Annotated in this window: 19 protein-coding genes; 14 read left to right on the top strand and 5 right to left on the bottom strand. The window is 61.6% G+C overall.

Translation table 11 applies throughout. From position 1 onward, the window contains the following. Positions 1-43: 43 nt before the first annotated feature. Positions 44-1,375, bottom strand: a complete 1,332-nt coding sequence (locus tag OSJ75_RS18125; RefSeq protein WP_267229004.1) for a dicarboxylate/amino acid:cation symporter — start codon at positions 1,373-1,375, stop codon at positions 44-46. 243 nt (positions 1,376-1,618) lie between these two features. Here OSJ75_RS18125 and OSJ75_RS18130 point away from each other — a divergent pair, with 243 nt between their 5' ends. Both OSJ75_RS18130 and OSJ75_RS18135 read left to right on the top strand, forming a co-directional pair. Beyond that, the gene (locus OSJ75_RS18130) at positions 1,619-3,457 is read left to right on the top strand and encodes an ATP-binding protein (protein WP_250019522.1); all 1,839 of its coding nucleotides are present in this window, start codon (positions 1,619-1,621) and stop codon (positions 3,455-3,457) included. A 1-nt stretch (position 3,458) separates the two neighbouring features. Beyond that, positions 3,459-4,790: a sigma-54-dependent transcriptional regulator gene (locus OSJ75_RS18135; RefSeq protein WP_267229005.1), complete on the top strand. Its 1,332-nt coding sequence runs from the start codon at positions 3,459-3,461 to the stop codon at positions 4,788-4,790. Here the strand turns inward: OSJ75_RS18135 and OSJ75_RS18140 are convergent. After that, entirely contained in the window at positions 4,778-5,917 is a 1,140-nt protein-coding gene (locus OSJ75_RS18140; RefSeq protein ID WP_323748379.1) for a LacI family DNA-binding transcriptional regulator, read from the bottom strand. The genes OSJ75_RS18135 and OSJ75_RS18140 overlap by 13 nt on opposite strands. Before the next feature lie 174 nt (positions 5,918-6,091). Here OSJ75_RS18140 and OSJ75_RS18145 point away from each other — a divergent pair, with 174 nt between their 5' ends. From OSJ75_RS18145 to OSJ75_RS18175, 7 genes are all read left to right on the top strand, one after another. Next, complete coding sequence (locus OSJ75_RS18145) at positions 6,092-7,069, top strand: ABC transporter substrate-binding protein (protein ID WP_250019520.1); 978 nt, start codon at positions 6,092-6,094, stop codon at positions 7,067-7,069. A gap of 80 nt (positions 7,070-7,149) precedes the next feature. Then, positions 7,150-8,688: a sugar ABC transporter ATP-binding protein gene (locus OSJ75_RS18150; RefSeq protein WP_267229006.1), complete on the top strand. Its 1,539-nt coding sequence runs from the start codon at positions 7,150-7,152 to the stop codon at positions 8,686-8,688. A gap of 16 nt (positions 8,689-8,704) precedes the next feature. Further along, positions 8,705-9,664: an ABC transporter permease gene (locus tag OSJ75_RS18155; RefSeq protein WP_267229103.1), complete on the top strand. Its 960-nt coding sequence runs from the start codon at positions 8,705-8,707 to the stop codon at positions 9,662-9,664. Continuing rightward, a complete protein-coding gene (locus tag OSJ75_RS18160; RefSeq protein WP_267229007.1) occupies positions 9,661-10,632 on the top strand; it encodes an ABC transporter permease in 972 nt (323 codons plus the stop codon). Before OSJ75_RS18155 ends, OSJ75_RS18160 begins: the two co-directional genes overlap by 4 nt. Before the next feature lies 1 nt (position 10,633). Continuing rightward, on the top strand, positions 10,634-11,647 hold the full coding sequence (locus OSJ75_RS18165; RefSeq protein WP_267229008.1) for an aldose epimerase family protein: 1,014 nt from the start codon (positions 10,634-10,636) through the stop codon (positions 11,645-11,647). 57 nt (positions 11,648-11,704) lie between these two features. Then, entirely contained in the window at positions 11,705-13,024 is a 1,320-nt protein-coding gene (locus tag OSJ75_RS18170; protein ID WP_250019516.1) for an NAD(P)H-dependent oxidoreductase, read from the top strand. A gap of 194 nt (positions 13,025-13,218) precedes the next feature. Beyond that, positions 13,219-13,578 (top strand): hypothetical protein, encoded by a 360-nt coding sequence (locus OSJ75_RS18175; protein ID WP_267229009.1) that lies wholly within the window; start codon positions 13,219-13,221, stop codon positions 13,576-13,578. Positions 13,579-13,786: 208 nt separating this feature from the next. On the opposite strand, the gene kynU is transcribed toward OSJ75_RS18175, so the two are convergent. Both kynU and OSJ75_RS18185 read right to left on the bottom strand, forming a co-directional pair. Beyond that, complete coding sequence (gene kynU / locus OSJ75_RS18180; protein WP_416362584.1) at positions 13,787-15,028, bottom strand: kynureninase; 1,242 nt, start codon at positions 15,026-15,028, stop codon at positions 13,787-13,789. A 15-nt stretch (positions 15,029-15,043) separates the two neighbouring features. After that, complete coding sequence (locus OSJ75_RS18185; RefSeq protein ID WP_250019513.1) at positions 15,044-15,772, bottom strand: GntR family transcriptional regulator; 729 nt, start codon at positions 15,770-15,772, stop codon at positions 15,044-15,046. A gap of 99 nt (positions 15,773-15,871) precedes the next feature. Here OSJ75_RS18185 and OSJ75_RS18190 point away from each other — a divergent pair, with 99 nt between their 5' ends. From OSJ75_RS18190 to OSJ75_RS18205, 4 genes are all read left to right on the top strand, one after another. After that, a complete protein-coding gene (locus OSJ75_RS18190; protein ID WP_267229011.1) occupies positions 15,872-16,846 on the top strand; it encodes an ABC transporter substrate-binding protein in 975 nt (324 codons plus the stop codon). A 100-nt stretch (positions 16,847-16,946) separates the two neighbouring features. Continuing rightward, entirely contained in the window at positions 16,947-17,729 is a 783-nt protein-coding gene (locus OSJ75_RS18195; protein ID WP_250019591.1) for an ABC transporter ATP-binding protein, read from the top strand. 1 nt (position 17,730) lies between these two features. Then, positions 17,731-18,645: an ABC transporter permease gene (locus OSJ75_RS18200; protein ID WP_267229012.1), complete on the top strand. Its 915-nt coding sequence runs from the start codon at positions 17,731-17,733 to the stop codon at positions 18,643-18,645. A gap of 94 nt (positions 18,646-18,739) precedes the next feature. Next, complete coding sequence (locus OSJ75_RS18205) at positions 18,740-19,567, top strand: alpha/beta hydrolase (RefSeq protein WP_267229013.1); 828 nt, start codon at positions 18,740-18,742, stop codon at positions 19,565-19,567. A 63-nt stretch (positions 19,568-19,630) separates the two neighbouring features. Here OSJ75_RS18205 and OSJ75_RS18210 read toward each other — a convergent pair whose 3' ends face one another. Then, positions 19,631-19,897 (bottom strand): helix-turn-helix domain-containing protein, encoded by a 267-nt coding sequence (locus OSJ75_RS18210; RefSeq protein ID WP_250019509.1) that lies wholly within the window; start codon positions 19,895-19,897, stop codon positions 19,631-19,633. Between the two features lie 260 nt (positions 19,898-20,157). On the opposite strand from OSJ75_RS18210, the gene OSJ75_RS18215 reads away from it, so the two are divergent. After that, a complete protein-coding gene (locus OSJ75_RS18215) occupies positions 20,158-20,346 on the top strand; it encodes a hypothetical protein (RefSeq protein ID WP_250019508.1) in 189 nt (62 codons plus the stop codon). The last annotated feature ends 3 nt before the right edge of the window (positions 20,347-20,349 follow it).

The raw sequence follows: 20,349 nt of genomic DNA on the forward strand, positions 1-20,349 counted from the left end.
GCGGGGGCTGGCGCCCCCGCTCTGCCTGCATTTGACTGGAGGGTCAGCTGGCAACTGCTAATACGTCTTCCTCGTCGATACCGCCATTCATGGCCTGCTGCAGCTTGACCGTATCCAGCTCGCCTTCCCAGCGCGCCACGACGATGGTCGCGACCGCATTGCCGACGAGGTTGGTAAGCGCGCGGCATTCGGACATGAAGCGGTCGATGCCGAGGATGAGCGCCATGCCGGCGACCGGAACGGCGGGCACGACCGAGAGCGTCGCGGCAAGGGTGATGAAGCCCGCACCGGTAATGCCGGCGGCGCCCTTGGAGCTCAGCATGGCGACGAGCAACAGCAGGATCTGGTCTGAAAGGCTCAGGTCGATATTGGTTGCCTGCGCGATGAAGAGCGCTGCCAGGGTCATGTAGATATTGGTGCCGTCAAGGTTGAAGGAATAGCCGGTGGGAATGACCAGGCCGACGACCGATTTCTTGCAGCCGGCCTTTTCCATCTTGGCCATGAGCGTCGGCAAAGCCGCTTCAGAAGAACTCGTGCCGAGGACGAGCAGCAGTTCTTCCTTGATGTAGCGGATGAGCGCGAGGATGGAGAAACCGTTGTACCAGGCGACGGCGCCGAGGACGACCAGCACGAATAGCAGCGAGGTCAGGTAGAACGTGCCGATCAGCATGATGAGATTGGCGACCGAGCCGATCCCGTATTTGCCGATCGTGAACGCCATGGCGCCGAAGGCACCGATCGGTGCGGCCTTCATCAGGATGGCGACAAGCTTGAAGATCGGGGCCGACAAGGTCTGCAGGAAGTTGGTGACGGGTTCGGCCTTTTCGCCGACCATCGCAAGCGACAGGCCGAACAGGACCGAGAAGAAGAGCACCTGCAAAATGTCACCGGATGCGAAGGCGCCGACGATCGTCGTCGGTATGATGTTGGTCAGGAAGCCGACGATGCTCTGCTCATGCGCCTGCTGCGTATAGGTCGCGACGGCTTTCGGATCGAGCGTGGCCGGATCGATGTTCATTCCGCTGCCCGGATGAACGACATTGGCGACGATGAGCCCGACGATGAGGGCCAGCGTCGAAAAGGTCAGGAAGTAGATCATCGCCTTGCCGGCAACGCGGCCGACTTTCTTGAGATCGCTCATGCCGGCGATGCCGGTCGAGACGGTGAGGAAGATGACGGGTGCGATGATCATCTTGACCAGCTTGATGAAGGCATCGCCGAGCGGCTTCATGCTGGTGCCGATTTCAGGATAGTAATGGCCAAGCCCTATGCCGATGACGATGGCGACGATGACCTGGAAATAAAGATGGGCGTAAAGTGGTGTCTTCTTGGCAGGCTGCGGCACGGGTGCTGCATTGAGTGTTACTGGACTCATGACTTCCTCCATGATGCGAGCCTCGTTGCCAACCAGACGGCAACCTCCCAGGCTCCTACGTTCAAGGGCGGTCAAGCCTGCCCTGCCACTCCTTCAGCAAATGCCGTGCCAACAGAGGCTGGAAAGCTATAAGATATTGAATCTACGGTATAAAGTTTTTCGCGACCCTACAGAATGCTGCAAAATGTGCGAAAAACCGCACAAAGAATTTGATTGTCGTGCGGATTGATGCACAATGGCGCCATGACGACAGAAGCTGCAGGCGGCCGCAGGAACAACGGGCTTGCCGGGATAATCTTCGTGCTCGCGGTGCTCCTGCTTGTGGCCGGTGCGCTTTTCGTTGCCGATGGATATGGGCGCCGACGGGCCTATGACATTCTCGAGGCAAGAGCGACGAATGCCGCCGAGCTGAATGCTGTCCTCCTGCGCACGGTTCTGGAGAAGCAGCGCTCGCTGCCCTTCGTGCTGTCGCAGGATCGCGATGTGATCACGGCACTTCGCTCCAGGGACCCGGCGCTGCTGCAGGGGCTGAACGAGAAATTCGAGGGCCTGCTGCCCGGCACCCGGGCCTCGGTGATCTATCTGCTCGATGCGGCTGGCCTGTCTTTGTCCGCCAGCAACTGGAACCAGCCCGACAGCTTCGTCGGCGTCTCTTATAGTTTCCGCCCCTATTATACGCGGGCGATGGAGACCGGCAGCGCCGAACATTATGCGCTCGGGACGATCAGCAAGCGTCCGGGCCTTTATATCTCGCGGCGGATGGAGGGACCGGACGGCGTGCTCGGGGTCGTCGTCGTCAAGGTGGAGTTCGATGAGCTCGAAGCCGACTGGCGACGAAACAGCGACCCGTCATTCGTCGTGGATGGCCGTGGCATCGTGCTCATCACCAGTTCCCCGGAATGGCGGTTCATGGCCGCGGCGCCAATTGCCCGCGAGCAGATCGGCCCGATCCGCGAAAGCCTGCAGTTTGGCGACGCATCACTGGAGCCGCTCGCGATCAGGCCCTTGGCCCTGCGGGATCAACAGCCGGATCTCGTCAGGGCGCGCCTTCCAGACATGGAGAAAGACGGTTCGTTCCTGCGTGTCACCGCAGCCGTGCCGACGACGAACTGGACCCTGCAATTGCTGACGCCGGCCGCCGCGACAATTGCCGAATCCGTCAGGACCGCGCAATTGCTCGCTCTGCTTTTCCTCGCGCCGCTGGTGGGCATCACCGGCTTCTTCCTGCGCAGGCGCAACCTCGCGCTGCGACGGGCGCAGGAGCAGGAACAATCGCGCCTTGAACTGGAACGGCGCGTCGCCGAGCGCACTGCGGACCTCAGCAAGGCGCATTCCGAACTCCTCTCCGAGGCCGAGGAGCGCCAGAAGGCGGAAACCAAGCTGCAGACCGTGCAGCTGGAGCTGGTCCAGGCCAACCGCCTCGCCATACTCGGGCAGGTGACGGCCGGTGTCGCCCATGAGATCAACCAGCCTGTCGCTGCGATCCGCTCCTATGCCGACAATGCCGCCACCCTGCTCGCCCGCAACAAGTTCGATCCGCTGAAGGACAATCTTGCGGCGATCGCCGGTCTTACCGAGCGCATCGGTTCGATCACCGACGAGCTGCGCACCTTTTCGCGCAAGGGCACGGGCGACGCCGGTCCGGTCGCCGTTGCGGAGATCATCGAGGGCGCGCTGCTGCTGCTTGGCAGCCGCTTCCGGCAGCGGGCGGGCCAGATCCTCACCAAAGTGCCCGCGCCCGACCTGAAGGTTCACGGCAACAGGATCAGGCTGGAGCAGGTGCTGATCAACCTGCTGCAGAACGCCCTGGAAGCGACCGAGGGCGGACCGTCGAGCCAGATCAGCGTCCGCTACGCCGATGCCGGCGAGCAGGTGGAACTGATCGTCTCCGACAATGGTCCCGGTATCCCCGCCCATATCATGGAAGCGCTGTTCACACCGTTCAACACGTCGAAGGATCGCGGGCTCGGACTGGGCCTCGTCATCTGCCACGACATCGTCGCCGAATATGGCGGTCGGATCGAGGTGGAAACCGGCTCCAACGGCACAAAATTCACCATCTATTTGCGCAAGGCAGGCTGAAATGAGCGTTAATCACGTGGTTTTTGTCGATGATGACGATGATCTGCGCAGGGCCAACAGCCAGACCCTCGAACTCGCCGGCTTCACTGTCATCCCCTTCGCCGATGCGATGAGCGCCCTGCAGCATCTGTCACCGGACTTTGCCGGCGTGGTGGTGACGGATGTGCGCATGCCGCATGTCGACGGGCTCGAATTCGCGCGGCGGCTGCGGGAGATGGATGACGGCCTGCCGGTGCTGCTCATCACCGGCCATGGCGATATCGAGATGGCCGTATCCGCCATCCATGAAGGCGCCTATGATTTCATCGCCAAGCCCTATCCGGCGGAGCGGCTGGTGCAGAGCATTCGCCGCGCGCTCGACAAGCGTGCGCTGGTGCTCGAAAACAGGCAATTGCGGCTGGCGGCGGAAAGCTCGGAGGAGAGCCTGCCGCTGATCGGGCAGACCCCGGTGATGGAGAACCTGCGCAAGACGCTGCGGCAGGTGGCGAATGCAGATGTGGACGTGCTCATTGCGGGAGAGACCGGCACGGGCAAGGAAGTGGCGGCCGGGCTCCTGCATCAGTGGAGCCGGAGGAAAGATGGAAACTTCGTCGCGCTGAATTGCGGCGCGCTGCCTGAAACGGTTATCGAGAGCGAATTGTTCGGGCATGAGGCCGGCGCTTTCACCGGTGCACAGAAGAAGCGCATCGGTCGCATCGAACATGCCAGCGGCGGCACGCTCTTCCTCGACGAGATAGAGAGCATGCCGCTGTCGACGCAGGTCAAGCTGCTGCGGGTTCTCGAAACGCGGGAAATCGCCCCGCTAGGCACCAATGAGCAACGTGCCGTGGACCTGCGCGTCGTAGCTGCGGCGAAAGTCGATCTCGGCAGCCCCGAACAGCGCAGCAGCTTTCGCGAGGACCTCTATTACCGCCTGAACGTCGTGACGATTTCCATTCCGCCCCTGCGGGAGCGGCGCGACGATATCCTGCTGCTGTTCGCGCATTTCGCACGCCGCGCCTCGGCCAGGTTCGGCACCGAGCCGGTGGAACTGACGGCAACCCTGCGGGCGCGACTGCTGGAGCATGACTGGCCGGGCAATGTGCGCGAGCTTGCGCATTTCGCCGAACGGACGGCGCTTGGAATAAAGGAGAGCGAACCGGCCCGGGAGAGGAGCCTAGAGGCGAGCCTGCCGCAAGCCATGGAGCGTTTCGAGGCCAAGCTTATTCGCGATGCTCTCGAGGCCCATGATGGCGACGTCCGCTCCACCATCGAAGCGCTGGGCATCCCGCGCAAGACGTTCTACGACAAGCTGCAGCGGCACAATATCGACCGCTCCGCCTATGTGAAGTGATCTGCGCCCGCGGCGGAATGCTCCCTGCAGGCCGCCACCGAATGGCGCTCGACCAGCGGGCATTCCAGCTTGGTGATCGGATGGCGCTCGGGCCGCGCCCCATGCGTCACGTCGAGCTGTTCGATGGCCCAGCGACCCATGGCGCGGTGCGGCAGCACCGATGTGGTCAACTGGGGATGCAAATGGCGGGAGATTTCCTCGTCATCATAGCCGATGACGGAAATGTCGTCGGGAATGACCATTCCCGCCTCTTTCAGCGCCTCATAGCAGCCAATCGCCGTGCGGTCGTTCTGGCAGAAGATTGCCGTCGGCCGCTCCTGCAGGGCCAGAAGCTTCTTGGTCGCGTCATAGCCGGCGCTGGCCGACCAGTCGCCCTCGATGACCAGCGCGGGATCGAATGGGATATCCGCCGTGGCCAGGGCGCGGCGGTAGCCCTTGAGCCGGTCCTGCGCGGCCTCCATCCAGGGTTCGCCCGTGATCGTCCCGATCCGCCGGTGGCCATGTTGGATAAGATGCCGCGTCGAATGCTGGCCGCCGGCGATCTCGCTTGGAACGACCGCCGGAAAGGCGTGATCGGCCGTGTAGCAATTGAGCAGGATCACCGGAATGTCGAGATCATATATTGCCTGCGGCAGCACCACTTCGCGTGTGAAGATCGCCATGTAGATCAGCGCCGATATGCCCTGCTCCTGCAAGGCCTGGATGGTACGCGGCTCCATTTCCGGATCGTTGAGCGTCTGCGCGACGAGGATGATGTTGCCGGCGTTCCACGACGCCTGCCGCGCCCCCTCGATCGCGACCACCGCCTCCGGGCTCGTCGCCAACTGGTCGACGATGAAGCCGATCTTGCCGTCGATGGCTGGAGCCGGAGCAATGGACCCATCCAGATGGGCAAAGCTCGGGGCAGCATAGCCGAGGCTCCTCGCCGCCTCGATCACCCGCTCGCGCGTCTCCGCCGCGAGCTTTATGCCCGGCGTCTTGTTGAGCACGAAGGAAACCGTCGCCTGCGAACAGCCGGCCAGGCGGGCGATATCCGTCATGGTGACGCGCTTGCTCGTGCGCTTGCGGCGCGCCGCCGGTCCAGCGGACGCCGATTTCCCAGCGGGAGGGTCCACTATCTCGTTCATTGGCACGGGTTTCCCGGATTGAGGCTGATCAGTCATAGACGGCGAATATTAGGTGCAGTCAACGCTACTAATCAACATAAATTATTATTGACTAATTTTTATAAATGAACATGATCGCCAGGTGGGATCACCACAGCGTTGGTCAAAAACGCAAATTTCTGGGAGGAAATTTCAATGAACATTACCCGCCGCTCAATTCTCCTTGCGTCGGCCCTTGGCATTGCCGCCATGGCCGCCGGAGGCGCCATTGCCGCATCGCCGCCCCTGGAGAAGAAGGAGACCTACAAGGTCGGCTTCGCGCAGACCGAGAGCAACAATCCCTGGAGGCTTGCCCAGACCGCGAGCATGCAGGAAGAGGCGAAGAAGCGCGGCTGGCAGCTCGTCTATACGGACGCCGCCGGCTCGGCCGCCAAGCAGGTCGCAGACGTCAATTCGATGATCGCGCAGGGCGTCGATCTCATCTTCCTCGCTCCGCGCGAAGAAAAACCGCTCATTCCGGCCATCAAGGCCGCGAAGAATGCGGGAATCCCGGTCATTCTTCTCGATCGCAGCGTCGATCCTTCGCTGGCCAAGCCGGGTGAGGATTATGTGACCTTCATCGGCTCCAATTTCGTCGAGGAGGGCCAGCGCGTTGCCGAATGGCTGATCGCCAACGGCAAGGACAAGACCAAGATCATCGAGCTCGAGGGCACCACGGGTTCCTCACCGGCCAATGATCGCAAGAAGGGCTTCGACGACGTGGTCGCCAAGAACCCGCAATTCAGCATCGTCGCATCGCAGAGCGGCGATTTCGCCCGCGACAAGGGCCGCCAGGTGGCGGAAACCCTGCTTCAGGCCCATCCCGACGCCAATGTGATCTACGCCCATAATGACGAGATGGCGATCGGCGCGATCTCGGCCATCGAGGCCGCCGGCAAGGTACCAGGCAAGGACATCCTGGTCCTGTCGATCGACGGCGGCAAGGAAGCCGTTCAGGCCGTGGTCGACGGCAAGATCGCAGCGGTCGTCGAGTGCAATCCGCGCTTCGGACCGAAGGCTTTCGACACGGCGGTCGCCTATGCCAATGGCGAGACCATTCCGGAAAAGATCATCAATCCGGACCAGTTCTACGACGACAAGAACGCCAAGGAACTCTTGAGCACCGCCTATTGATCGAGCATCGGGAACCGGCCATTGTCCGATAATGGCCGGGCCCGCCGCCTGGCGCAGCCCTCATGTCTCCGGAGATAGCCATGTCCCCTCTCCTGTCCATGACGCATATCGACAAGCGCTTTGCGGGAATACCGGCGCTTTCCGGCGCAACTTTCGAGGTCGCGCCCGGCGAGGTGCACGCCTTGATCGGCCAGAACGGCGCCGGGAAATCCACGCTGATCAAGGTGTTGACCGGCTACCACAAGCGCGATGCCGGCGAGATCGTCTTCGACGGCGCGCCGTTCGAGGCGACCTCGCCGCACCATGCGCAGGCGAGCGGCATCAGCACGATCTACCAGGAAATCAACCTCGTTCCCTATCGCTCGGTGACCGAGAACATCTGCCTTGGCCGTGAAGCGCGCCGCTTCGGCCTGCTGGACTGGAAGCGCATGCACGCCGAAGCAGGAAGCCTGCTGGAGCGCTTCAACCTTGATCTCGACGTGCGCCGCCCGCTGATGGAATTCAACACGGCAACGCAGCAGCTCGTCGCCATCGCGCGCGCCATCGGTTTTTCCGCCAAGCTCGTCATCATGGACGAGCCGACATCGTCGCTGGACGAGCGCGAAGTCGCGGTGCTCTTCGAAGTGATCCGCCAATTGAAGCAGGACGGCGTTTCGGTCGTCTTCGTCAGCCACAAGATCGACGAGCTATACGCCGTCTGTGACCGCGTCACGATCATGCGCGACGGCCGAACCGTCAAGACGGCGGCCATGCGGGAGATCGACCGCATCGATCTCGTATCTTCGATGCTTGGCCGCTCGATCGAGAAGAATGCCGGCCACGCCACCGCCTTCACCAGCCGCGATCCGAAGAAGATCGGCGCAGAGCTGCTGTCGGCACGCAACATGGCCGTCGATCAATCGGTCCAGGACGTGTCCTTCGACATTCGCAGCGGAGAAATCGCCGGCTTTGCCGGGCTGCTCGGCGCGGGCCGTACCGAGACCGCCCGGCTGGTATTCGGCGTCGACCGGCCGCGCAACGGCGCAATGAAATTCGAGGGACAGGACTATTCGCCGCGCAATCCCGGCGAGGCAATCGCCGCCGGCATGGGCTTCTGCACCGAGGACCGGAAAAGCGAAGGCATCGTGCCGGAGATGAGCGTCGCGGAGAACATGATGCTGGCGCTGATGCCGAAACTGAACAAGTCCGGCATCATCGACGAGAAGGCGCAGCGCGCAATCGTCGAGCGCTTCATCGCGCAGCTCGGCATCAAATGCTCCGGCCCCAACCAGAAGATCTGCGAACTTTCGGGCGGCAACCAGCAGAAGGTGCTGCTGGCGCGCTGGCTTGCCATGAACCCCCGCCTGCTCATCCTCGACGAGCCGACGCGCGGGATCGACATCGGCGCCAAGGGCGAGATCCAGACATTGATCAAATCGCTCGCCGACCAGGGCCTTGCGGTTCTCATGATCTCCTCGGAGCTCGAGGAAGTGATCGAAGGCGCCGATCGCGTCTTCGTGCTGCGCGACGGCAAAAGCGTTGCCGAACTGCAGCGCGAGGCGGCAACGGAGGATGCCGTGATGGCGGCAATGGCTGAAGGCGCCGGCCCGGCACAGGAGGAGGCGAGAGTTGAGCAATAGCACCCATTCGGCGAACATGGTCGATCCGTTCGACTTCCTGGCGCGCTATGGCACCCTCATCGCGCTGGCCCTGCTGATCATCTTCAATATCGCCTTCACGCGAAACTTCGCCACCATGCAGACCCTGAACGTCAACCTCACCCAGGTCTGCACCATCGTCATCGTCGCCGTCGGCATGACGCTGGTGATCGGAACGGGCGGTATCGACCTTTCCGTCGGCTCGCTGATGGCGATATCCGGGGCGCTGGCGCCGATGATCTTCCTCGGCAAGATCGTGCCGATCGACAATATCTACCTCGCCGTTGCCGTGGCCATGCTCGCCTCGATCCTGGTGGCTGGCCTGTTCGGGCTGTTCAATGGCTGGCTCGTCGCGCATTACAAGATCCAGCCCATCGTCGCCACGCTTGTGCTGTTCATCGCCGGACGCGGCATCGCCCAGGTCATGACCAATGGCAATCTGCAGACCTTCCGCGTGCCGGAGTTCCAGTTCATCGGGCTTGGCCGCGTCTTCGGTATCCCGTTCCAGGTGATCCTGATGGCGGCCATCGTGCTCGTGGCCTATTATGTGCTGAAGCGCACGGTTTTCGGCCGGCAGATCATCGCGATCGGCGGCAATGAGCGCGCCGCCGAGCTTTCCGGGGTCGCCGTGTCGAAGGTCAAGCTCATCGTCTATGCGGTCAGCGGCCTTTGCGCCGGCGTCGCCGGTCTCATCGTCATCGCCATCAACTCCTCCAGCGATGCCAATCTGGTCGGGCTCGGCATGGAACTCGATGCCATCGCCGCCGTCGCCGTGGGCGGCACCTTTCTCAGCGGCGGCAAGGCGACCATCATCGGCACATTGCTCGGCGCCATGACCATCCAGCTCGTGCGCTATACGCTGCTCGCCAATGGCGTGCCCGATGCGGCCGCGCTGGTGGTGAAGGCGGCGATCATCGTGCTGGCAGTGTGGATACAGCAGCAGGGCAGGCAGGCATGAACAGGGTTCGTCTCATCAAGCTCGCCGGCAGCTATGGCGTCGTGATCGCGCTCATCCTGCTCGTCCTGTTCGGCTGGGCGCGCTATGACTACTTCCTCGGCTTTTTCAATATCACCAGCGTCCTGCGCTACAATGCCATGTTCGCCCTCGTCGCGCTCGGCATGTGCTTCGTGATCATGACCGGCGGGATCGACCTTTCCGTCGGCTCCACCGCCGCGCTCGGCAGTGTCGTGGCGGCATTGGCCAGCCCTTATGGCGCCTGGACTGGGCTTGGCGCCGGCGTGGCTGCGGGCCTCTGCGTCGGGCTCGTCAATGCGGGCCTTATCGCCGGCATGAGGATAATGCCATTCGTCGCGACGCTCGCCACCATGCTCGGCGCCAGCGGCGTCGCCCTGCTCCTCGCCGACAATCAATCCGTCTCGGTGTCCTACGAGAGCGGCTTCACCGTGATCGGCCAGGACAATTTCCTCGGCTTCCCCATACCGGCATGGATCGCCATGCTCGCCTATATTGCCGGCTGGGTGATCCTGAATTTCACCAGCACGGGCCGCGGCATCCTTGCGGTCGGCGGCAATGAGGATGCTTCGCGCATGATGGGATTGCCGGCGGGCCGCATCAAGTTCCTGGTCTATCTTGCCAGCGGCGGCCTTGCCGGCCTTGCCGGCGTCATCCTCGCGTCGCAGTTCGGCGCCGGGCAACCGATCGAAGGCGTCGGCTGGGAACTCTTCGCCATCGCGGCGGTGGTGGTCGGCGGAACATTGCTCACCGGCGGCGTCGGTTCGGTCGGCGCCACGCTTGCGGGCGTATTGCTGCTCGGCATATTGTTCAACGTGCTGAATTTCGAGAACGGCAAGGGCTGGATATCGCTTTCCGCCTATTGGCAATCGGTCATTCGGGGAATATTCCTGCTCATCGTCGTCATCATACAGGCCAAGCTCGCTTCCCGCGTTGCCGGCAGGGAGCACTGATTTGCGCAGCGTCACCACCCCCGCAACCTTCGGTACATTCGAAGGCCAACCCGTTTTCGAAGCGACCATAACGTCCGACAGCGGCGCAATCGCCAGAATATTGAACTGGGGAGCAACGATCCGGGACCTGCAGGTGCCGCTTGCGGGCCAGGGGCTGCAGCGCGTGGTGCTCGGCTTCGACCGGTTCGAGGACTACCCCTTGCGGTCGCCCTATTTCGGCGCGCTGGTCGGGCGCTATGCTAACAGGATAGCCAATGGCCGCTTTTCGCTTGACGGCAGGGTCTATGAGACCGACCGCAACGAGGGCGGAAGGCAGACCCTGCATGGCGGCAGCAAAGGTGTTTCACAGCGCCTGTGGACCATGGTCGACTGGACGCCCGCTTCCGTCAGCCTCGCTCTCGATCTTGCCGATGGCGACCAGGGTTTCCCCGGCAATATGCAGGTGCGCTGCACCTATGCTTTCACGGCCGCGGACGTGCTGACGCTGACGGTCGAAGCCACTTGCGACATGCCGACGGTGGTGAATTTCGCCCAGCACAGCTACTTCAACCTCGATGGCTCGGCCGATGTTCGCGGCCACAGCCTGCAGATCGAGGCGGATCAATACACGCCCGTCGACGAGCATCTCATTCCGACGGGCGAACTTGTTCCGGTATGTGGAACCGAGTTCGATTTTCGTGCTGCGCGCCCGATCGGGCAGGAAGGAAGCTACGATCATAATTTCGTGCTTCGGCCCGGAAAGGCGGGCTCGCTTCGCCCTGCCGCGCTGCTTGCCGGCAATAACGGGCTGGCCATGCAGGTCAGCACCACGGAACCCGGCCTGCAATTCTATAATGGCTCGATGATCGGCGATCTCACCGGACTATCCGGAAAGTCCTACCGGGCCTATTCCGGCATCTGTCTCGAAGCGCAGCGTTTTCCGGACGGCCCCAACCAGCCCGGTTTTCCCGATTCGAGGCTGATTCCGGGCGAAATATATCGCCAGATAACGGAATTCCGCTTCCTCCAGCGCTAATCGGTTGCTAATCGTGCAATCTCGTCCTATTCCAATTTTATGAACATTGGAGGTATCATGAATACAAATGTTGCATTGACGGGATTGGCGCGGGACATGCAGGCGCGGGCCGACGCGGGCCGCCCCATCCGCATAGGCCTCATCGGATCCGGCGAGATGGGCACGGATATCGTCACGCGCGTGGCTCATATGCCCGGCGTGGAGATCGGCGCAATCTCCGAACTCAACATTCCAAATGCTCTGAAAGCGGTCGATATCGCCTATCAGGAAGAAGGACATCATCGGGAGACTTCCAACGCCTCGTCGCTGACGGCGGCCATGGAGGCTGGCAAGATCGCCGTTACCAGCGACGCCAACCTGATCCTCGAAAACGATCTCATCGACGTTGTGATCGATGCGACGGGCGTCCCTGCCGTCGGCGCGGAGATCGGCCTGCGCGCAATGGAACATGGCAAGCACCTCGTCATGATGAATGTCGAGGCGGACGTCACCATCGGCGCCTACCTGAAGAGCGAGGCGGACCGGCTCGGCGTCACCTATTCCCTCGGCGCCGGCGACGAGCCTTCGTCCTGCATGGAACTGATCGAATTCGTTTCGGCGATGGGGCATCCGATCGTCGCGGCCGGCAAGGGCAAGAACAATCCGCTCAATATCGACGCCATTCCCGACGATTATCAGGAGGAAGCGGCGCGGCGTCACATGAATGTGCGCATGCTGGTCGAGTTCGTCGACGGTTCGAAGACCATGGTCGAAATGGCCGCCATCGCCAATGCCACCGGCCTTGTTCCCGACAAGCCCGGCATGCACGGACCGGCCGCGACGCTGGATCAATTGTCGAGCACGCTGATCCCGGAGAAGGATGGCGGCGTGCTGTCACGCGTCGGCGTGGTGGACTATTCCATCGGCAAGGGCGTGGCGCCGGGCGTGTTCGTGGTCGCCGACATGTCGCATCCGCGTATTTCGGAGCGCATGGAAGACCTGAAGATGGGCAAGGGTCCCTATTTCACCTTTCACCGCCCCTATCACCTGACCTCGCTCGAAGTTCCCCTCACCTGCGCCCGCGTCGTGCTCTATGGCAAGGCCGACATGGTGCCGCTGGCCAAGCCCGTTGCGGAAGTCTGCGCCGTGGCCAAGAAGGACCTGAAGCCCGGCGACAAGCTCGATGCGATCGGCGAATATTGCTATCGCGCCTGGATCATGACGGCGGCCGAAGCGCGCAGCGCAGGCGCCATCCCCTGCGGCCTGTTGCAGGGCGGCACGGTGACCGCGCCGATCGCCAAGGGCGAACTCATCACCAGCGCCAATGCGGCGCCTGTGCCGGGGTCGAAGATCGTTGAACTGCGGGCCCGCCAGGACAAGCTCGTCTACGGTGGATAAGTTCTGCGCTCACCATTTCGTTCCGCTGACGTAACGGACCGCAATATCGCGTTTATTCAAGGCATTAGGCTAGATTTACGTGAGCTTTTGCCTTGAATTGTTCTCTAAATGTTCCATTTAGTTCTTGCAATCCGGCTGTCAAGTACCAATATTAATATTTGGTTAACGATGAGTCGTATGCGCAGGAGCAGACAATGCCCGCCTTTCAGGTCAAGATCGCTTATTTGACGAAGTACAAGCAGTCGCGCCACCTCTTCCATGAGCTTGTGATCGCCGACGATGCCGGTGGCGCGCTCGACGAAGGGCGCAAGCGCCTGGCCCGGCGGTCCCGCGAGGCTCGCATCATCCATGAAGCCTGCTCAATACGGCCGGACAGCGAGGAAGTCGAACGGGCGGCAGCCCATGGCTGGACGCTGAACGATAATTGGTGGTCGCGCCCGGTGAAGGCCGACGACGATCTCGCCGCCATCGCACGGCACGGCTTCACCCACAGCAATGTCATTCACGCCAAATCGGCACAGGATTGCGTCGCCATCGACAGACATGCGGCGTGAGCAAGCCACCTTGGCGAATGACGCGGCTGCAATAGTGTCGGGACACTAGTGACCCGAATCTGAAGTTCACTACATTGTTGCAGTAGCGTCAGATGAACGTCAGATTCGATAAGGTCACTAGCAAATATATGCTTCTAGTGTGGTTTCGGAATTGAAATACGCTCCGGCCCCTGCCGCCATCCGTGAGGCGTATTTCAATTCCACCACACTAGGTGACCGCCGTCCTGACCTTGTATTCCGGCCTGTCCCAGGCGCGTTCCTCCAGTATGGCCCTGAGTATGGATGCAGCCTGCGCCACCTCGGCATAGCTGAGATAGAGCGGTGTGAAGCCGAACCTGATGATGTCGGGCGCGCGGAAATCGCCGATCACGCCGCGGGCGATCAGCGCCTGCATGATGGCGTAGCCGTTTTCGCAGGCATAGGAAACCTGGCTGCCGCGCTTATCGGCCTCGCGCGGCGTTACCAGGCGCAAGCCGAATTCATCGGCAAAAGCGTCGATCTCGCGCATGAACAGTTCGGCCAGCGCCAGCGACTTGCGCCGCAGTGCGTCCATGTCCACCTCGTCCCACAGCGCGAGTGCTTCATCCAGCGCCACCATGCCCAATACTGGCGGCGTGCCGCAAAGATATTGTTCGACGCCGCTGGAGGGCACATAGCCTGGTTCGAATTCGAACGGCACACGATGACCGAACCAGCCGGAGAGCGGCTGGCGGAAGCCGCCATGATGGCGTGGATCGACATAGAGGAAGGCCGGAGCTCCCGGACCGCCATTCAGGTATTTATAGCCGCAGCCTATGGCGAAATCCGCCTGCGCGGCTTCGACGTCCAGAGCCATGGCGCCGGCGCTGTGGGCGAGGTCCCAGATGGTCAATATGCCTTTTTCATGCGCCGCCTTCGTCAGTTCCGCCATGTCGTGGCGGTAGCCGGTGCGATAATTGACATGGGTCAGCATCAACACCGCAACGTCCTCGTCGAGCAGCGCGGGAATGTCCTGCGGCGCGTCTGCGAGCACGAGGCCGTGCTTACCGCCAAGCTGGCGCGCCACGCCTTCGGCAATATAGAGGTCGGTCGGGAAGTTCTCGCGCTCGGAAACGATCGTCCGGCGCCCGGGATTGAGGTTCAGCGCCGCCGAGAGCACCTTGAACAGATTGACCGACGTACTGTCGGCGGCAACGACCGTTCCCGCTTTCGCGCCGATGATGCGGGCGATCCTGTTGCCGACCTTCTGCGGCAGGTTCACCCACTCCGCGCTGTTCCAGCTTCGAATGAGGTCCGTGCCCCACTCGGTGCCGATCGCATGCGCCACCCGTTCCCGCACGCCTTTCGGCAGTGCCCCGAGCGAATTTCCATCGAGATAGATGACGCCCTCCGGCAGTTCGAACCTGTCCCGGAAGCTGCGCAGCGGATCGGTTTCATCCGCTTCCTGCGCGGCGTTGCTATCGATGGTCATCATGGTCCTGTGGTATCAGGCCGCGGCGTCGATGCCGCTGGCGCGTGCGAGTTTCAGAAAGGAATCCTTCGCCAGCCGGATATGCTCCAGCATCAGCGTTTCGGCCGCATGTTTGTCGCGGTCGAGCGCCGCCTGCAGCAATGCGGCATGGGCATCGATGCCGAGCGCCTCGCGGGAAAGCACCTCTATGCCGCTGCCGCTGCCCTCATGGCGGCTGACATGGTCGATCCGCATGATGATGTAACGGCGATAGCGCTGCAATTGGAGGTGGGTCTGCTGGGCGAAGTTCATCAACCAGCGCGACGAGGTGCCGGCAATGAGCGCCTGGTGGAATTCGCCATGGGCGGCATCCCATACGTCGATCGTATCGAGTTCGGAAAAGGAGGTCGGCACGACGCATTTCGACAGCCGGTAATGGGCGCTGACCAGCCCCGCCTCCCAATTGCGGTCGCCCTGCTCGATGGAGGCGGTGAGAAGATGCGTCTCGATCACCGCCCGCGCGCCTTCGAGGTCTTCGAGTTCCTCGAGCGTGGTGGGCACCACGCGAAAACCCTTATTGGCCTCCGCGGTAACGAAATTCTCCGCGTGAAGCCTGCTCAGCGCCTCGCGCATGGGTGTCGGGCTGCCGCCAAGCTCCTGGGCGAGCGTGCGCAAACGCAGCGACTGGCCCGGCAGCAGATCGCCATTCAGGATCCGCGACCGAAGCAACGCATAGAGAGCATCGGATTTGACATTGACAGCCATTTGATCCCTCCCTGCCGCCTGATTTCCGTATTGTATATCATTTCACGTTTGTTATATTGTTTTCAAGCCAGATGGCGGAACATAAAATGGGAGAATCGTATGATCGCGGCAAAAAGAATCGCGAAGGCTGCGCTTGGAGTAGCGCTGGGGATGGCACTGGGCCTCGGGGCGGCCTCGGCAGAAACCAAGATCGGTATTGCGCAGTTCGGCAAGCATCCGCAGCTGGACGAGACAGTAACGGCTTTCAAGGCAGAATTGACGAAGCTCGGCATTTCCGATGCAGTCTATGATGAATTGCAGGTCAATTTCGACGCCACGCTCATCCCGCAGATGGTGACGAAGCTCACCTCCGCCAATCCGAAGCTGATCCTCGCCGTCACCACGCCGGTGGCGCAGGGCGCGCGCCAGATCGTCGGAAATTCCGGCACGCCGGTCGTTTTCGCCGCCGTTACCGATCCGGTCGCCGCCAAGCTCACGCCCTCCTGGGAAGCGGGCGATCCCGGCATGACGGGCGCCTCCGACCTGCAGGATGTCGCCTCGGTCATCACCTTCATCAAGAAGCTGCTGCCGGAAGCCAAGCGCGTCGCATATCTCTACAATCCGGGCGAAGACAATGATGTCGCGGTGCTCAAGCTGATGCAGGAGACCACCAAGGCCGAAGGGCTGGAACTGGTCGAGGTCGGCATCGACAACACCAATGACATTCCGATCCGCGTCGGCTCGCTCGCCGGCAAGGCGGACGTGATCTACGTCCCCGGCTCCAACCTGGTCCAGCCAGCCGTTCCGGCCGTGGCTGCGGCGGCCCTCAGCATCAATATTCCCGTCGTCGATGCTTCGGCCCAGGCGGTCCGCGACGGCCTCGTCGCCGCGGCCTTCGAGGTTTCCTATACCAAGGTCGGGCAGAATGCCGCCAAGCTTGCAGCGGAGATCCTCGCCGGCAAGACCACGGCGAGCCTTGGCCCGATCAAGCCGTCCTATGACGACCACACGGCGCTCATCAATGAGGCTGTCCTGGCGAAAACGGGCCAGAAAGTGCCCGATAGCCTGAAAGATTGCGGCTGTTTCGTTAAATAGTCCTAGACAATCGCGGCCAAATCTATAGTTCCTGCGCCATTCCAGCGCGGGAACTATCCTATTTTCGGACAGCTCATCACAAGGGGCTCATATGACTGACATGCTCTCCGTCAAGGACGGCACCAAGATCTTCTATCGCGGCACACAGGATGAGCGCCGGGCGCTCGACAAGCTGAACGTCACACTGTCGCCAGGGGATTTCTGCGTCGTCATCGGCAGCAATGGAGCAGGCAAGTCGAGTTTCCTCAATGCAGTCTCCGGCAAGCTGCCGCTCGATTCGGGCCGCATCTTCATCGACGGCCAGGATGTCACCAGGCTCAACACCCATCGCCGCGCGCAATTCATCGCCCGCGTTTTCCAGGACCCGATGATCGGCACGGCGCCGACGATGACCATTGGCGAAAACATGCTGCTCGCCGAACTGCGCGGCAAGCCGCGTGGTTTCACCTATGGGCTGACCGCGGCGCGCCGGGCGCGCTACAGCGAGCAATTGTCGGAACTGAACCTCGGCCTGGAAAAACGCCTCGACATGCAGGTCGGGCTGCTCTCCGGCGGCCAGCGCCAGTCATTGTCGCTGGTCATGGCGGTCTCGACGCGGCCGAAGCTGCTGCTGCTCGACGAGCATACGGCGGCGCTCGACCCGCGCACGGCCAAGCTCGTCATGGATACGACGGTGCGCGCGGTGGAGGAGTTGAACCTGACGACGCTCATGGTGACCCACAACATGGAACATGCCATCAAATACGGCAACAGGATCATCATGATGGATGCCGGCAAGGTGCTGGTGGAGATCGGCGCCGAGGAAAAGCGCGGCATCACCGTTGCCGACCTGGTCGATCGCTTCCATACCAAGTCCGACATCATCGCGCTGCAGGGGGCTTGAGATGCTGAACGTCCTGACCAGCTTCTACGGCCTCATTCCCGTAACCATCGCCCAGAGCCTGATCGTCGCCTTCGTCGTGCTCGGCGTGATGCTGCCATTCCGCATTCTCAACTTTCCCGATCTTACCTCGGAAGGCGCGTTTCCGCTCGGCGGCTGCGTCTGCGGTGCGCTGATCACTGTGGGGGTGAACCCGTTTCTCGCCTGTTTCATCGCGCTTCTCTGCGGTTTCGCCGCTGGCTGCACCACGGCTTTCATCCATCTGCGCTTCAAGATCAACACGCTGCTTGCCGGCATTCTCGTGATGACGATGCTCTACAGCATCAATCTGCGCATTCTCGGGCGCACCAACATACCGCTCTTCACCTATGACACGGTCTTCACTCTGACCGCCGGTGCTTCCGCCAACCTGCCCTGGGTCAAGATCCTCATCGTCGGCATCCTGATCGCCCTTGTCGTCGCGGCGATGCTCTATTTCTTCATGTCGGAAAAGGGCACGTCCATGCGCGCCGTCGGCGCCAGCCCGGACATGGCCGAGGCACAGGGCATCAATGTCGGCACGGCAACCATCATCGGTGTCGGCGTCGCCAGCGCATTGTCAGCGACGGGCGGCAGCATCATGGTGCAGACGCAGGGCTTTGCCGATGTGAACATGGGCTTCGGCATCCTGATCAATGGCCTGGCGGCGCTGATCATCGGCGAAGCGATCACCGGCAGGCAGACCATATTGCGCCAGGTGGCGGCGCCCGTGGTCGGCTCGCTGGTCTATTACCAGCTGATCTCCTTCTGCCTGACGCTCGGGCTTGCCCCGGCCGACCTCAAATTCGCAACGGGCGCCTTCGTCCTGCTGATGCTGGCATTGCCGAGCCTGCGGAAGTCCTCGGGCGGAACGCAGATCCGGGAAAAGATCAGGGAATAGCCTTTCAGCCGCTCGAAAAGCATAGACGGCTTGCGAACTTCGCCAGTCTCTGCTTGAAATCGCCCGGGGATTGTTGACCGGGGGGACAACAGGAATGACCGAGGCCATTGACTGGGACGACGCCTATTCCAACTTCGCCTATATTCCGGATGGCTATGGCTATCCGGCGAAATGGGTCGTGGAGGCGCAGAAGTTCCGCGACGAGATGCAGCAGAAGACACTGCTGAAGTCGGACATCTCCTATGGCGCGCGTGAGCGCAACCGGTTCGACCTGTTCATGCCCTGGGGCGACCTCAAGGGCCTCGTCGTCTTCGTCCATGGCGGCTACTGGATGGAGGATTTCGACAAGTCGAACTGGTCGCATCTCGCTCGCGGGCCGCACGCCCATGGCTTCGCGGTGGCCATCCCGTCCTATCGATTGTGTCCGCAGGTCCGCATCAGCGACATTACCGTCGAGATCGGCCAGGCGATCAGCCATGCCGCTGCGGAAGTGCCCGGCCCCATCCACCTCACCGGCCATTCCGCCGGTGGCCATCTCGTGGCGCGCATGGTGACCGCCACGTCGCCGCTGCCGCAGGCCGTGAGGCAGCGAATCCGCAAGACGGTCGCCATATCGCCGATCACGGATCTGCGGCCGCTGATGAGAACGGAAATGAACGACACGCTGCACCTCGATGCCATCGAGGCGCGGCTGGAAAGCCCTGCCCTGCTGGAACCCCAGGAGGGCACGGACCTGACGGCCTGGGTCGGGGAACTTGAGCGGCCGGAATTCCGGCGCCAGAACGCACTACTCGCCAATATCTGGTCCGGCTTCGACTGCCGCATCGACGCGGTCGAGGAGCCGGAGCGGCATCACGCGAACATTATCGAGGGGTTGGCAGACGCGGCCCATCCGCTGACTCACAGGCTTTTATGCCTCTAGGGGTCTGATGGTCGCCGCGTCCGGGAACTGCCCGGTTATGGAACGAGGCAGGCTGTCTTGGGTTTATGCGCTGAGGCGGCTGGAATCTTCGATGATCATGGCATTGCTTGGCAGGCCGAGCGCATGAGCAATACGCTCCAGCTTGCTGGGGTCGGCATTCTGGCCGCTTTCGATCGTTTCGATTTCAAGGGATGTCAATCCGCAAGACACCGCCAAATCATCGACCGAATAGCCGAATTGCTCGCGGAATGCCCTCACAATATTGGTACCATTGGCAATTGCTGTGGAAATGGATTCTGGCAAAGAATAATCCCTGACGGCTTTGTTCATCGCTTTGCTCCTAACGTGAATGGTTTGGTTAACAAATCGGAAGGCAGAACTTATACGCCCACCGTTCCGGATCAACCTTTTTGTGCTCCATCACGAAAAACGTGATCGAAACTGTTGTTTCAGGTCCGCCATAATAAGGCGCCGGATCTGTCTAAGATGGTTCGCTGTTCCGATTGTTGAATACACATTTGCTGAAGAATATCAGCAGATTGATACGCCGCTGTGACACTCGCAGCACGACCTATATAGGAAGCGCGACCATGAAAGGGAACCCTTCGACCTTGAAATATTTCACCCTGATCCTTCTGACACTTGCCATATCCGGCACCCTGCTTGGCGGCTGTGCCCGCGTCTATTACGGAACATTCCGCTATGAAGCGCAATGCGCCGATGCCGATCCGCGCCAGCCGGAACGCGGATCGGTTTGCGTCGTCGAGCGAACGAAGTAGCCT

It is taken from the genome of Phyllobacterium sp. 0TCS1.6A (assembly GCF_026420825.1).
In the GTDB taxonomy this organism is placed as follows: Bacteria; Pseudomonadota; Alphaproteobacteria; order Rhizobiales; family Rhizobiaceae; genus Phyllobacterium.